Annotated in this window: 15 protein-coding genes; 4 read left to right on the top strand and 11 right to left on the bottom strand. The window is 67.0% G+C overall.

Annotated features, from left to right (window positions below):
* Positions 1 to 17: 17 nt before the first annotated feature.
* From IEY58_RS32085 to IEY58_RS32070, 4 genes are all read right to left on the bottom strand, one after another.
* Positions 18 to 1,292 (bottom strand): hypothetical protein, encoded by a 1,275-nt coding sequence (locus tag IEY58_RS32085; protein ID WP_189052269.1) that lies wholly within the window; start codon positions 1,290 to 1,292, stop codon positions 18 to 20.
* A gap of 293 nt (positions 1,293 to 1,585) precedes the next feature.
* A complete protein-coding gene (locus IEY58_RS32080) occupies positions 1,586 to 3,856 on the bottom strand; it encodes a xanthine dehydrogenase family protein molybdopterin-binding subunit (RefSeq protein ID WP_189052268.1) in 2,271 nt (756 codons plus the stop codon).
* On the bottom strand, positions 3,846 to 4,904 hold the full coding sequence (locus IEY58_RS32075; RefSeq protein ID WP_189052267.1) for an FAD binding domain-containing protein: 1,059 nt from the start codon (positions 4,902 to 4,904) through the stop codon (positions 3,846 to 3,848). Before IEY58_RS32075 ends, IEY58_RS32080 begins: the two co-directional genes overlap by 11 nt.
* Entirely contained in the window at positions 4,901 to 5,398 is a 498-nt protein-coding gene (locus IEY58_RS32070; protein ID WP_189052266.1) for a (2Fe-2S)-binding protein, read from the bottom strand. Before IEY58_RS32070 ends, IEY58_RS32075 begins: the two co-directional genes overlap by 4 nt.
* Positions 5,399 to 5,669: 271 nt before the next feature.
* On the opposite strand from IEY58_RS32070, the gene IEY58_RS32065 reads away from it, so the two are divergent.
* Entirely contained in the window at positions 5,670 to 6,221 is a 552-nt protein-coding gene (locus IEY58_RS32065) for a TetR/AcrR family transcriptional regulator (protein ID WP_229744125.1), read from the top strand.
* A 25-nt stretch (positions 6,222 to 6,246) separates the two neighbouring features.
* Here the strand turns inward: IEY58_RS32065 and IEY58_RS32060 are convergent, their stop codons facing one another.
* Together IEY58_RS32060 and IEY58_RS32055 are read right to left on the bottom strand one after the other, a co-directional pair.
* Positions 6,247 to 6,669, bottom strand: coding sequence for a hypothetical protein (locus tag IEY58_RS32060; protein ID WP_189052264.1), 423 nt, complete (start codon positions 6,667 to 6,669; stop codon positions 6,247 to 6,249).
* Positions 6,670 to 6,745: 76 nt separating this feature from the next.
* Positions 6,746 to 7,006, bottom strand: coding sequence for a hypothetical protein (locus tag IEY58_RS32055; RefSeq protein ID WP_189052263.1), 261 nt, complete (start codon positions 7,004 to 7,006; stop codon positions 6,746 to 6,748).
* A gap of 63 nt (positions 7,007 to 7,069) precedes the next feature.
* On the opposite strand from IEY58_RS32055, the gene IEY58_RS32050 reads away from it, so the two are divergent.
* Positions 7,070 to 7,474 (top strand): hypothetical protein, encoded by a 405-nt coding sequence (locus IEY58_RS32050; RefSeq protein WP_189052262.1) that lies wholly within the window; start codon positions 7,070 to 7,072, stop codon positions 7,472 to 7,474.
* A gap of 78 nt (positions 7,475 to 7,552) precedes the next feature.
* Here IEY58_RS32050 and IEY58_RS32045 read toward each other — a convergent pair whose 3' ends face one another.
* The 5 genes from IEY58_RS32045 to IEY58_RS32025 all read right to left on the bottom strand — a co-directional run bounded on the left by IEY58_RS32045 (position 7,553) and on the right by IEY58_RS32025 (position 12,150).
* Positions 7,553 to 7,864: a hypothetical protein gene (locus IEY58_RS32045; RefSeq protein ID WP_229744124.1), complete on the bottom strand. Its 312-nt coding sequence runs from the start codon at positions 7,862 to 7,864 to the stop codon at positions 7,553 to 7,555.
* Positions 7,865 to 8,086: 222 nt separating this feature from the next.
* A complete protein-coding gene (locus IEY58_RS32040; RefSeq protein ID WP_189052261.1) occupies positions 8,087 to 8,587 on the bottom strand; it encodes a hypothetical protein in 501 nt (166 codons plus the stop codon).
* A 238-nt stretch (positions 8,588 to 8,825) separates the two neighbouring features.
* Entirely contained in the window at positions 8,826 to 9,611 is a 786-nt protein-coding gene (locus tag IEY58_RS32035; RefSeq protein WP_189052260.1) for a COG4705 family protein, read from the bottom strand.
* Between the two features lie 221 nt (positions 9,612 to 9,832).
* On the bottom strand, positions 9,833 to 11,206 hold the full coding sequence (locus IEY58_RS32030; RefSeq protein WP_189052259.1) for a HAMP domain-containing sensor histidine kinase: 1,374 nt from the start codon (positions 11,204 to 11,206) through the stop codon (positions 9,833 to 9,835).
* Positions 11,203 to 12,150, bottom strand: a complete 948-nt coding sequence (locus tag IEY58_RS32025; protein ID WP_308422466.1) for a response regulator — start codon at positions 12,148 to 12,150, stop codon at positions 11,203 to 11,205. Before IEY58_RS32025 ends, IEY58_RS32030 begins: the two co-directional genes overlap by 4 nt.
* A gap of 88 nt (positions 12,151 to 12,238) precedes the next feature.
* Here IEY58_RS32025 and IEY58_RS32020 point away from each other — a divergent pair, with 88 nt between their 5' ends.
* Both IEY58_RS32020 and IEY58_RS32015 read left to right on the top strand, forming a co-directional pair.
* Complete coding sequence (locus IEY58_RS32020) at positions 12,239 to 12,931, top strand: MlaA family lipoprotein (RefSeq protein WP_229744123.1); 693 nt, start codon at positions 12,239 to 12,241, stop codon at positions 12,929 to 12,931.
* Positions 12,932 to 12,982: 51 nt separating this feature from the next.
* The gene (locus IEY58_RS32015) at positions 12,983 to 13,849 is read left to right on the top strand and encodes a MipA/OmpV family protein (RefSeq protein ID WP_189052257.1); all 867 of its coding nucleotides are present in this window, start codon (positions 12,983 to 12,985) and stop codon (positions 13,847 to 13,849) included.
* Positions 13,850 to 13,905: the final 56 nt, after the last annotated feature.

Below are 13,905 nucleotides of genomic sequence, written 5' to 3'. Positions count from 1 at the left end.
GAAGGCGCCGTTGCGTCCTAATTCTGGCAAATCGTCCAGTTAATATCCGGTGCCGTCAGGCTGCCGAACAGGGAATACCAGCCGTTCACGGCGCCGGACGGCGATGCGCCGAAGTACCAGTTGTGGAAGACGCCTTCTTCCACGCTGAACGCATAGCCTCGGAACGCCACCTGGCCCAAGGGCGGGCCGAATATCCAGGAGCTGAACGGCAGGTTTGTTTCGAGACCGGCGACGCAGCCGTTGCTCGTGCCCGCGGCATCGATCCAATAGGCCGGCACGTGGTTCGTCACCGTCGGGTCGTCCATCCAGGCCATGACCTCCCGGCTCAGGATCGAGACATCGCTCGCCAGGGCATAGTTCCCGGAGGTCTCATAATCCGCGACGGCGTAGGTCTGCAGCAGCCCGTTGTTGCTGTACGCGTTGTGATCGCCAAGCACGCAGCATTCGGTCGTGCTGCCGTTCACCCAAACTTGGGCGACGTCGTAGAGCAGAAATATCGGAAAGGTCTTGGGGCTGACATGGCTCGACAGGGCGGGGATCACGTGAGTCCGGAGGAAGCTGTCGAGCGCATAGGCGTTGATCAATCCCGTGGGCAGCGTATAGCCGGCGGAGGTCGCGCATTGCCGCCCCCTCGAGACCAGGCTGTTGGCATTCGGCACCGTGATCGTCACGGTCGGCGCCACGGTCGGCACCAGCGTGACATGGTACCCGGCGTTGAGCGCGCCCGCCCGTGTATAGCTGTAGAAATTCGCGCGTTGGAACAAATCGGCGTACTGACCGCTGCCGAGTTCGGGGAGGGCCACGGACTTGTTCGCGGTCGTGACCAGCTGGAGCGCGCTGACCGTCTGGAACACCGGCGACTTCAACGTCATCGCGAGCGCCGTCTGGCCGGCCGGCAGGCAACTGCCCGGATCGGGGGTGGTCGGGTCGAGCACGACGTTCCCGCTGCTCGTCTCGAACACGAAGCGGACCGGCACGACGACCGTCGGAATCTGCGACGTGGGGTTGGCGAGGTGCACGAGCGGTGACTGGCCGACCATCGTATAGGTGTACGGCTTCCCGAAGCCGGTGGCTGATCCCGTCCAGAGCGGAATGATCGTCCCGGCCGCCGATTGCTGGGCCGCGGCGGCTTGCGGCACCGCCGTGGCGGCCTCGGCCGCAACGGTCGTTTGCGGCTCGTTCACGAAGCGGAATTGCAGGGACGCGGGCTGGTCGGCGTCCGTTGCCGCCGACGCCACACCAATCGATAGAGCAAGAGCCAGCACAAGGGCCAGCATGACTCTGACAGCCATCCTCGACCTCCGATGTTCGGGCGGGTCGAAGACCGTCGCCGGCGCAAGCAAGATGCGACCTCAAGGTACAACCGCATCGTTGCAACAGCTCGCCCCTCCGGCTCCCTCCGGGCAGGCGGCGTCTTGCCGTTCAACCGCCGGCATATTGCCCCATTATCCTGCCCGGCTAAAGAGAATTTGAGCCCGGCGGCGCATTTCCGACCGTCGGCCGAGTCTATAGATATGTGCGATTATGGTTGTGACTTCGGGACGGTGCGGCACCCTCGTACGGCACCGCACCTCCCCTGCCGCCCCTACGGGGTCTCTTGCGCCAAGAGGTCGTCGATCCGGATCGGGAAGCGGCGCGGCCGGATGCCGGTCGCGTGCCAGACCGCATTGGCGATGGCACCGGCCGAGCCGGTGATGCCGATCTCGCCGACACCCTTGATGCCGAGCGCATTCACATGGGGGTCGTGCTCGTCGACGAGCACAGCCTCGAGCGACGGCACATCGGCATTTACCGGAATGTGATACTCGGCCAGGTTCGCGTTCAGGATCCGGCCGGAGCGCCGGTCGGCAATGGCCTCCTCGTGCAGCGCGAAGGACACGCCCCAGATCATGCCGCCCAGATACTGGCTCTGCACCATGCGGGGATTGATGATCCGGCCGGCCGCGAAAGCGCCGATGAGGCGCGTGGCGCGGATCTGGCCCAGCTCCGGATCGACCTTGACCTCGGCGAAGACCGCACCGTGGGCGTGCATCGCATAGTGCTGTTGCAGGACCGGGTCCGCGGTACCCTGGCCGCGCGCCTCGATCTCAGCGAGCCCGGCGCGGTCCAGGACCTCGGCATAGCTCTCGCTGCGGCTTTCGTCGTCGCGGCGGTGGAGCCGACCGCCGCGTGCCATGACGCCGGCATTGCCGGCACCGAACAGCGGCGAGCGCTCGTCGCCCGTGGCAAGGTCCGCCAGCTTGGCGATGACCGCAGCCCCGGCATTGTGGAGCGCCATGCCGGCGGTCGCGGTATGGGCCGAGCCGCCGGCAATGCCGGCATCCGGCAGGTCCGAGGTGCCCGCCCGGAACGCGACCTGGTCGAGCTCGAGCCCGAGCGCATCGGCCGCGATCTGGGCGAGCGCCGTCCAGGCACCCTGGCCCATGTCGTGCGCGCCCGTCTCCATGACACCCGTCCCGTCGCGGCGGATCACGGCGCGGGCCTCGCCCTGGAACATGAGCGCCGGGAAGGTGGCGGTGCCGACGCCCCAGCCGACCAGCAGTCCGGCCGCGTCGCGCATCTGCCGGGGCTCGAGCCGGCGTTCCCACCAGCCGAAACGCACGGCCCCTTCAGTGTAGCACTCGCGGAGCGCCTTGGAGGAGAAGGGCTTGCCCGAGATCGGTTCGACCTCGGCATAGTTCTTCAAGCGGAAGGCCAGCGGGTCCATGCCGCAGGCCCAAGCCGCTTCGTCGATGGCGCTTTCGAGCGCGATCGATCCCGTCGCCTCGCCGGGCGCGCGCATGAACAGCGGCGTGCCGGTGTCGAGCCGGACTGCCTCGTGCTGGGTGACGATCGCCGGGCTCGCATAAAGCGCATGCGAGGCGCCGGCCGCGGGCTCGAAGAAATCGTCGAAGCTGCTGGTCGCGATCTTGGCCTGGTGGCTGAGCGCGGTCAGCGCGCCCTCGGCGTCGGTGCCGAGCCGCATCGTCTGCCGGCTCGGCGAGCGATGCCCGACGGGCCCTGAGAGCTGCTCACGCCGCATCACCAGCTTGACCGGCCGGCCGACCAGCTGGGCCGCCAGGATGCCGAGGATCTGCGGCCCGGCGATCAGGCCCTTGGCACCAAAGCCGCCGCCGAGGAACGGGCTGCGGATATGGATCTTGCCGGGCGCGATGCCGAGGAGCCCGGCGATCCGCGCCTGCGCCATGGCAAGCCCCTGGGTCGGCGTGTCGATCGTGAGCGCATCGCCGTCCCACGCCGCCACGATCGCATGCGGCTCCATGGCGTTGTGGTATTGGGCGGGCGTCTCGTAGGTCACCTCGATCCGATGCACGGCCGCGTCGAGCCCTTGCTCGACATCGCCATGCCGCACCTCCGCCGGATGGCCGACGCCGACCGCCGGCGGCACGAAGCTTTCGTCCGCATCGAGGCCGATCCGGGCCGGCTCGGCTTCGTATTGCGGCGCCAGCAGCGCCGCGCCCTCCGTCGCGGCCTCCAGCGTTTCCGCGATGACGACGGCGATCGGCTGACTGACGTAGCGCACGCGGTCGTTCTGCAGCAGATCGAGCCGGAACATGAATGGGTTCGTCTTGGCGTCCGGATCCTCCGCAAGCGGCGGCCGGTTGGCCGGCGTCATGACCTCGACGACGCCCGGATGGGCCTTGGCCGCCACGACGTCCAGCGAAACGACGCGGCCGCGCGCGATGTGGCTCACCGCCAGCACGGCGTGCAGCATGCCGGCGGGGTGATTGTCCGCGGCGTATCGGGCCTGGCCGGTGACCTTCAGGATCCCGTCGCGGCGGGTCAGCGGCTGCCCGATGTTCGAGCCGTGCCGCACGTGGGGCGATGCCGGGGTGAGGCTGATGTCAGACGGCATGGAGCGCTCCAGGGACGGAAGAGAAGCAAGAACCCGGCAGGGCCGGGATACGGTCCGGCGTGCCCGCCGCGGCGAGGGCGAGCGCCCGGACGGCGATCCGCCGCGCAAGCTCGATCTTGGCGGCGTTGTCGCCGGATGGCCGCGCATCGGCGAGCGCCGCCTCGGCGGCCTGGCGGAACGCTTCCGGCGTCGGTGTGCCGCCGGCCAGGACCTGTTCTGCCGCGCGGGCGCGCCACGGCTTCGCGGCAACGCCGCCGAGTGCCAGGCGTGCCTCCCGGATCGTGCCGTCCTCGATCTTGAGCGCCGCAGCGGCCGACACGACGGCGAAGGCATAGGAGGTGCGTTCGCGGAGCTTGAGATACCGCGCATGGGCGGCGAAGGCGGCCGCCGCGGCCGGCAAGCGGACGGCGGTGATGAGATCGCCCGGCTCGAGCACATTGTCCCGCTCCGGCGCATCACCGGGCAGGCGGTGAAGCGCGTCGAGTGCGATCTCGCGGCGGCCCGCACGGCCCTCGATTTCCACGGTGGCGTCGAGTGCGACCAGCGGCACGCAGAAATCGGACGGGTGGGTCGCGATGCAGGCGTCGCTCCAGCCGAGCACGGCACTCAGCCGGTTTTCGCCGTCCCGCGCGTCGCAGCCGCTGCCCGGCTGCCGCTTGTTGCAGGCGCTGGCGGGATCGTAGAAATAGGCACAGCGCGTCCGCTGCAGCAGATTTCCGCCGACCGTGGCGGCGTTCCGGAGCTGCGCCGAGGCGCCGGCCAGCAGCGCCTCCGCAACGGCCGGATAGGCGCGCGCGAAGTCCGGGTCGTGGGCGAGATCGGCATTGCGCACGAGGGCGCCGATGCGCAAGGCCCCGTCGGGCAAGCGCTCGACCTGGTTGAGGCCCGGCAGACGCGTGATGTCGACGAGGCGGCCCGGCCGGCTGATCCCGCCCTTCATCAGGTCGAGGAGATTGGTGCCGGCTGCGAGATAGGCCGCACCCGGCTCGGCAGCCGCCACGACCGCTTCGGCGACCGTCGCGGGCCTCACATAGTCGAAGCGGTTCATTCCGCGGCCCTCCGTTCGGCTAGCGTCAACTGCTCCTCAGCCTCCAGCACGGCTTCGGTGATGCCGGCATAGGCGCCGCAGCGACAGAGATTGCCGCTCATGCCTTCGCGCACGCGCTCGGGGTCGGCACCGGCTTGTCCTTCGCGGATCAGGCCGACCGCGCTCATGATCTGCCCGGGCGTACAGAAGCCGCATTGGAAGCCGTCATGGGCAATGAAGGCCGCCTGCACCGGATGAAGCTCGTCGCCCCGGGCGAGGCCTTCGATCGTGAGAATGTCGGCACCATCGTGGCTCACCGCCAGCGCCAGGCAGGAATTGATCCGCCGGCCGTCGACCAGCACCGTGCAGGCGCCGCATTGGCCGCGGTCGCAGCCCTTCTTGGTGCCGGTCAAGTCGAGGCGCTCGCGCAGGAGATCGAGCAGCGTCACGCGCGGGTCGTCGAGCGCGATGGTCCGCCTCACCCCATTGATGGTGAGACTGATGGGGAGTGTCATCGGATGCTCCGATCAGTGCTATGGTCAAAACGGCTCGCGACCGTCGGGCACGACGGATGCTAAGCCCTTGCGGCCGAGGCCGCGGCGATGAAAGGTCGAAAGTCGGGCGCTGAACGCGACGGTACCGTCCGGGTGGACCGGCACTGGCGCGGGGTGCGCCATCGCATTATTTATACGGAGGATCCCTCCGTTTTTCAAGAGGCAGGACGACCGAAGAGCGCCCATGGGCACCCCATCCGCAGAAAGCGCCCGGAAACCGCGGGCCGATGCCGTGCGTAATCGCGAACGCGTGCTGGAAGCCGCGAAGGCCGTCTTCAGCACCGGCGGCCCGGAAGCGAGCCTCGAGGCCGTCGCCCGTCACGCCGGCGTCGGCATCGGTACGCTCTACCGGCATTTCCCGACCCGCGAGGCGCTCTTTGAAGCCGTCTACCGGCGCGAGGTCGACCATCTGGCCGAGCTCGCCGAGCAACTGAAAGCGGAAGCCGGGCCGACGGACGCCCTGCGCCGCTGGCTGAGATCGAACGTCGAGTTCATCGCCACGAAGAAGGGCATGTCCGCGGCATTAGCGCTGGCTGCGCACAAGCCCTCGGAACTTACCGCCTATTCCTTCGACCGTCTGACCAAGGCCGTCGGCATGCTGTTGGACCGGGCGATCGCCGCCGGCGAGATCCGGGCCGACATCAGCCCCGAGGACCTGCTCCGGACATTCGTCGGCATCTGCTACATGCACGACCGGCCCGGCTGGCAATCGGGCGTGCTGCGCATGGTCGACGTGTTCGTCGACGGGCTGCAAGCCCGCGGCGAGGCGCCGCCCCGCGGCTGATGCGGCCGCGGCGCTTCATGGCAGGCTAGAACTTGCTGAAGCAGGAAAGATGCGTCTCGGCCGCAAAGCTCGTGCAGCGCTTCACCGTGGTGTCGCCCGCAGGACCAGGGCTGATCGAGACGGCCCAGGCATGGCCGCGCGCGCAGCGAATGCTCCAGATGGCGCTGCCGTCATCCCCGATGCCCATGAAGTAGGGCGAGACGCCCTGGCAGCCATGCCCGACCGCCTCCGCCAGGATCGCCGCTTGCTGGCGTTTCGGCAGGCTCATCAACTGGTTCTGAGTCGGATTGTCGACGCTGTTCGCGACGCTCGCGACCTGACGCGGTGGTGCCGCTGACTTGCTCGCCGCCGGGGCCTGGGTCGAGGCCGGGGCGATCCAGTCCGGAAGGCTGGAGCATCCGTTCAGGAAGGCGAGCGCGAGCGGCAACACGAGCGCGCCCTTGATCATGCCCCGCAGTCCCGGCTCGAATCCGGCGACCGAAGACAGCCATCGGAAGACAGCCGCCGGACTGGCCTGCCCACGCTCATCGTCCTGTCTGTATCGCCGATGCCTGGCCGGCGATAGCGATTGCCGCCGCGGGGGCAACACTGATGCCGAGCCGATCGTTGACCGCGTTCACGGTCGTGGTCGAGATGCCCTTGTTCGAAGCCGCTGCCAATGCCGCCGCCGCATTCGTGATCGCCTGATCACGCTCGGCCACCGTTCTCGCTGTGTTGACGGCATTGATGGCGTTCGCGTAGGCCGCGATCTTGCCGACCTCGGACCCTGGTGCCGCGTGCGCCATCGCCGTATGCGAGGCATGAGCCGCATTGAGCGCACCGAGCGACGAGGCGGTCGCGCCTAAACCATGGCCATTGGGACCGTGGCCGCCGAGACCATGCCCATCGGCATGATCGGCTTCGCCGATGCCGCGACCATGGCCCCCGTCGGCGTCTATGCCAATCCCGCCGCCACGGCCCTCGCCACCATGCCCCTCGCCACCACCATGTCCGTCGCCGCCACCATGGCCATCACCGCCACCGTGGTCGCCACCGTTTCCACCGCCGCCATTTCCACCGCCGCCGGCGCCACCACCTCCGCCTCCGCCCCCTCCGCCACCACCGTCGCCGCCACCACCATGCGCAAAGGCAGGCGCCGTTCCGAAGAGGATGTTGGGGCGATGGGTCGAGGCGGCCGCCGCGACCGCGGTCAGAACGCCGATTACCACATACCGGGACATTCTGGACATGGCAGCACCCTTCAAAGCCGCTGATTTATCGCGCCGCGGTCTAACCGGACCTGATGCGCGCACAGCTTGTCGGTGGCCCACCCGCATCAGCGGGCTGACCGATTAGTGAATGTGCAGCGGGACGACGATATTGACCGACGGCGGGACATAGACCGGCGCCGGTGCAACGACGACGGGCGGCGGCGGTGCGGGCGCCACGTAGACCGGCGGCGGGGCGTAATAGACGTCCGGCCCGTCGTGATCGTGGTGCTTGTACCAGCCACGGTGTTCGCCGTGGTCATGGTGCTCGTGCCGGCCGTCATGATCCCAGTCATCATGATCACCGTGATCGGCCCGCGCGGTTGCGGACGCACCGAACAAGAAGACGATCGTCATTGCCACGGAAAGAGCGGCTCGACCATAGAAGCGCGACATAAGACGAGATCCTTACCTGTGCCCGGGCCGTTGCAGAACGCCCGCCCGTTTCAAGATGTTAACGGCGCAGCCTGCAATTTCATGCCGCGTCGCAGCTGTGGCATTTTTGGTATCATAGCACCGCCCGAAACGATTTTGGCCGGCGGGATGGGCGCGCTGGGCGGCGCTGTCCGAGACAGCGCCCTTGTCGGCGAGACCGCGCGTCGCCGGAAGGCGCTTCCGCTATTTCGTCAACTGGCCCGAGAACGGCACCGGCCCCAGGGTCCAGCTGCCAAGGGTACAGGCGCCATAGTTGTTGCTGACCATGCCGCCGATCGTCCCGCGCATCTTCCCGCTGCCGTCATAGCCCAGGAACATGATGGCGCCGGAATAGTTAGCGGTCTGAAGCTCGCATGCGTTCGGCGAATACTGCCACGAGAAGCTGATCGTGTAGTAATAGCCGAACGGCGAGACGTTGCTGAGCCCCTCCTGGGTCAGCGTGATCTTGCCGGTCACCGGCACCACTGTGTTCGGCACGTCATAGGTCGGCACGAGCGGCACGTAGATCGCGCCCTCAAAGGCGCCGGTCGTGGTATCAAGTTGCGTGATGTGCAGGTGATTGTACGAAGGCGACGTAGCGGACTGCTCGTCGTCGAGCACGAAATACTGCTTCTGGGTCACGAACAGGCTTTTCAGGTCACTGAGTGTCAGCGTCGTGACGTTGGTCTGCGCTGCTGCCGGCATCGATAGGATAATCAGGACAAAGGCTCCTATCGCGGTGCCAATTCGCACTAAGCATCCACGCATGATGGCGTCCCTCGTGTTGATGAGTTTCAACCGAAGTGTCCCAGAGGGGCGGCACGCCCTCTCTGGTTGACGCCACGAAAGCTCTTCCTCAACTCAACCAGAAGTCAAGGTACAAAAATTGGCTTTCGTCCAGGATGCGCTTCGTCGAGGCCGAAGCGTCGGCCGCCCGTCCGGCTCAGTCGCCGAACGTCGAGACCGGGCGGCCGGGATGCTGGCCGGCGCGCTGCGGCAGCACCATGAGGCAGAGCAGGATGAAGGCCGCGATCACGGCCGAGGCGAGCGGCCGGCTGAGCGCCATGCCGCCGTCGCTCACCGGCTTGTCGAGCAGGTCGCCGACCGTGGCGCCGAGCGGCCGCGTCAGGATGAAGGCGGCCCAGAACAGCAGCACGCGCGAGACCTGCGTCCAGTAATAGAGCGCCGCGATGACCGCGATTGCGCCGGAAAACGCCAGCGCGCCGCCGCCATAGCCCAGCTTGTCCGTGTCGGCCGCCCAGTCGCCAAGCGCGGTGCCGAGCGTCTGCGAGAAGGTGATGGCGGCCCAGTAGAAGGCCTCGACCCGGGGCGTCGATACCGTGTTTACGGAGATCGTGCCCTCCGCGCGGTACCAGAGCCCGAGCACGATGAGCAGGGAGACGAGCAGCAACGACGAGCCGCCGGTATAGCCGATGCCGAGCGAGCGATCGGCGAAATCGGCCATCGTGGTGCCGAACGTCGTGGACGCGACGATGGTCGCCCAATAGAGGAACGGCTGGAAACGCGTAGCCAGGATCTGGGCTGCGACGAGAGCCACCAGCAGGGCCAGGAACAGCAGCGTGCCGACGAGATAGCCCCAGTCGAGCGTCATGGTGACGGTGTCGCCGCCGGTCTCGCCGAGCGTCGTCGCCGCGATCTTGATGATCCAGAAGGCGAGCGTCACCTCCGGCACCTTGCTGAAGGCGGTGTGCTTGTGAAAATCGTCCATCGGCCTCTGTTCCCTCATCGATGCCCGGTCCGAAGTCGCCATCCGAAGTCGCCATCCGAAGTCGCCATCCGAAGTCGCCACAAGGATGTCCGTCCGGGCGGCCAGAACCGCCCGCCGAAACGAAGGCTGCACGACGATACCCGAGGCGAACCCCTGCCCCGCACGTTCCGTTCAAGTGGTCCGTGCATGGCTCCCGTGCGCGGGGTGGCGGCAAAAGGTCGCTAGGCGGCATGCTGCGGCAGGGTCGAGATCGCAGCCAACCCGCCGGTTGCTCGGTTGCGCAGCTCAAGATCGCCGCCATGGCCGCGGATGATCGTACGCGCCGCGCTCAACCCCAGGCCGTAGCCGCCGGTCGAGCGGTTGCGGGAGGGCTCCAGGCGATAGAAGGGGGCGAAGACCTTGGTCAGCTGATCCGGCGGAATGCCGCACCCTTGGTCGATCACGCTGACGACGAGGGATTGGGCGGCCTGGTGAAGTTCGACCGACGGGGCGGTTGCGTAGCGCACCGCATTGTCGATCAGGTTCGTAAAGGCGCGTTTCAACGCGAAAGGCCGGCCGAAATAGACGACATGGCCCGGTCCGTCATAAGGAACCTCCAGCCCCTGATCGGCGAAGTCGTCGATGATGGTCCGTAGCAGCTCGGCCAGATCGAAATTCGTCGACCGCTCCTCGGATGCATTGTCCCTGAAGAACGCCAGCACTTCGTCGATCATGGTCTGCATTTCGTCGACGTCCTGGAACAGACGCCGCTGCTGCTCCTCGTCTTCGATGAATTCCCCGCGCAACCGCATCCGGGTCAGCGGCGTACGCAGATCATGGGAAATCGCCGCCAGCATCTCCGTCCGGTCGCTGACGAAGCGCGCGATCTGGGCCTGCATGGCGTTGAACGCGCCAATCGCCGTGCGAAACTCGGCCGGCCCCGCCTCGGCGAGTGGCGGCGCCTTGGGATCCGTGCCGAAGCGCCGCGCCGCAGCGGCGAAGCGCTTCATCGGCGCAGCGAGCTGTCGCCCAACGATCGCCGAGACGGCGATCGTCGACGCCGCCAGGATGGCGCAAATGATGATGATCCGGTCCTTTCGCCTCATGCCCCAACTCCTGTGCAGGGCGGTGAAGACGAGCGAACTCTGGTCGTCGAGCACGATCCCCAGGAAATAGGCACCCGGATCGCTGGCCCGGCCGTAGTGCAAGCCAGGCGTGACGGCTTCCGGATCGTCGGCCCTGAAGATCACGATCCGACGATCGGGGACGCCGATCAGGTTGGCTGCTACCTCCGCCCACTCGGATTCAGGCGCGCTCGCTCCAGTGCGCAGCATCGCCGATACCGGCGACGCGCTTTCGTACCAGTCGACCTGGTACGCCGATGTCGCCGCGGCCGTGGTGAGCGCCGGCCGGAGCGATACCGGTGCTGCCTGGATCATCCGAAAGATGCTGGCGGCCTGTTCGAGCAGGCCGCTCCGGTCGAGCGGCGGCCGGCCAAGGTTGCCGAGCAGCAGGTTCAGCAGCAGGTTGAGCGCCAGCGTGCCTGCGACGGCCAGCATGATGGTGAGAGAGAGCCGCCGCGCGAGCGTGTCGCGGATGCCGAACGGCAACGTCATCCCCGTTCGACCTCCGGCGTGAACATGTAGCCGCCGTTGCGGACCGTCCGAATGAGCGAGGGACTGCGGGCATCCGATTCAAGTTTGCGGCGAAGGCGGCTCACCTGCAGGTCGATGCTGCGATCATAGGCTTCGTGGGACGAACCATGCGCGAGATCCAGCAATTGATCGCGCGTCAGCACGCGCTGGGCATGCTCGACGAACGCCAGCAGCAGCTCGAACTCTCCGCTGGTCAGCGGAATGAGAATGTCGTTTTGCTCCGAGCGAAGCTCGCGGCGCGCCAGATCCAGTCGCCAGCCGGCGAAGCGCCACACCGGGCGGGTCGCCATGCTCTCCGCCGGGGGCACCGGTGCTGCGGCTCGTCGCAGGACCGCCTTGACGCGAGCCAGCAGCTCGCGGGCGTCGAACGGCTTCGCCACATAATCATCGGCACCGACTTCGAGCCCGACGATACGGTCGGTAAGCTCGCTCATCGCCGTCAGCATGATGACCGGCACGCGGTGGCTCTGCTGCAGCCGCCGGCACAGGGTGAGCCCATCTTCGCCCGGCAGCATGAGATCGAGGATCACCAGATCGAACGTGTTCCGTTCGAGCGCCGCGGTCATTTCCACGCCACTGGCGGCGACCGTGACGAGAAACGAATGTTTGCGGAAGAATTTCGTCAACAAAGACAGGATGTCCGGATCGTCGTCGACGATGAGAAGTCGCGTGCTTGAGGTCATGATCAGAGCATACCGCACCACCTCGGCGACTTTGATGTCTGAATTTCGTTGTCTTGTGTCGAGGCTGACACATGTGGTCGGCGCTGAATAGAATCGGACATCTGCTCGATAGAATCGCGACCTAAGTTGCCAATTCCCGAGACCGGAATGGGCAACCGCCATGAAATTGATTGCCTTATCTGTCAGCCAATACCCGCCGCAATGGCAGCAACGGCGCAGCATCAGGCTCGGTGTTCTCCGCGCCTGGAGCGTTGCCGGCTTGCTCACTCTCGCCGCTTGCGCCGATAGGCCGTCGCCAAGCGACACTGCTTTGGCGGACGAACCGAACGATCCGGCCGAATCCGTCAACCGCGCGATCTTCGCCGGCAACCAGTTCCTCGACCGTCACGTGCTGAAGCCGACGGCCCAGGCTTACCTCGACGACGTGCCCGAGCGCGCCCGCCGCGGCCTGCACAATTTCGTCGCCAACCTGCATGAGCCGGAAGTGCTGGTGAATGACCTGCTCCAGGGCAATCTCAGCCGCGCCTCGGTCACGGGCCAACGCTTCGTCCTCGACACGACGCTCGGCGGCGCCGGCCTGTTCGACGTCGCGACCGACTGGGGCCTGCCCGGCCACGCAGCGGATTTCGGCCAGACCTTCGGCGTCTGGGGCATCGGGCCGGGCCCCGCCGTGCAATTGCCGCTGCTCGGCCCGTCGAACGTGCGTGACACGGTCGGCCAGGTCGCCAGCATCGTCGCGAGCCCGCTCAGCCAGATTTCGAGCAGCACCGTGTCCGACATCAACCTCGCGGGCGGTGCGCTCGGCGTCGTCGACGGCAGGGCCGAGCTGCTGCCGGAGACCGATTCCCTTGAGCGCAGTTCCCTCGACTATTACGCAACCCTCCGCAGCCTGATGGCCCAGCACCGGGCGGCATTCGTCGAAGAGGGCCGCGAGGGCAAGGTCGCCGATCATCCGGCGACGCCTGCGACCGAACCACCCGCGCTGCCCGAGCAGCAGCCGTAGCCGCCCGTAACCACCCCCTCCCTTATCTCCCCTGTCCAGCGAGAGTTTCGAATGAAGAGCCATGCCCAGAGAAAACATCGATACCGACGGATTCTGATCGATCTTGCCGTGCTGACCGCGATCGGCCTGGTCGGCATCGCGACGGCGAGCGACGTTCGGGCCGAGACGGATGACGACGATGCCGAGGCCCCGACCGGCTCGACGTTTCTCGGCCGCGGCACGTCGATCGAACTCGGCGCCGGGGCCCTCGTCGGCCCGGCCTATGACGGCGCCAAGAAGGACAAGGTTACGCCGTATCCCTTCATCAAGGTCGAAGGCCTGCTCTATGACCACGTCTCGATCACGACCACCCGCGGCATCGCGGTGAACCTGCTGCCGCGCGGCCCGCTCGAGGCGGGCATTTCGCTCGGTTATGATGGCGCGCGGGCCGCAAGCGATGATCCGCGGCTGCGCGGCCTGTCCGACATCAGCACGGCCATAGCGCCCGGCGCCTTCATCGGCTACCGGTTCCATTCCTTCAGCTTCGACCTTGACGTCAAGGACCGTCTCGGCAACGACAAAGGTGCGGAGGCGACGCTGGGTGCGCGCTATACCTTCAATCCGATCCCCAAGCTGCGCCTTTCGGTCGGGCCGTCGGTCACCTTCGCCGATCGGCAGTACAATCAGACCTTCTTCGGCGTCACCGAAGCCGAAGCCACGCGGGCAACGGCGCTGGGCAATCCGCTCCGCGCTTATAAGGCGAATGCCGGCGCCAAGGATGCCGGCCTGTCCATGACCGCCTTCTACGAGCTCAGCGATCATTGGAGCCTGGCCGGCGTGGCGAGCCTCAAGGAGCTGCTCGGCAAGGACGCTCAGAGTCCGTTGACCCAGCATCGCCTGCAGCCCGAGGTCGGCCTCGGCGTCCTCTACAAATTCTGAGCCACCCCGTCTGAGCCATCCCGGCGGCACCCCGATCTTTCGTACCGACACCGCAG

It is taken from the genome of Aliidongia dinghuensis, assembly GCF_014643535.1.
Classification (GTDB): Bacteria; Pseudomonadota; Alphaproteobacteria; order ATCC43930; family CGMCC-115725; genus Aliidongia; species Aliidongia dinghuensis.
The sequence above is the reverse complement of the archived record's forward strand: the minus strand, read 5'-3'. Positions and strand labels throughout refer to the sequence as shown.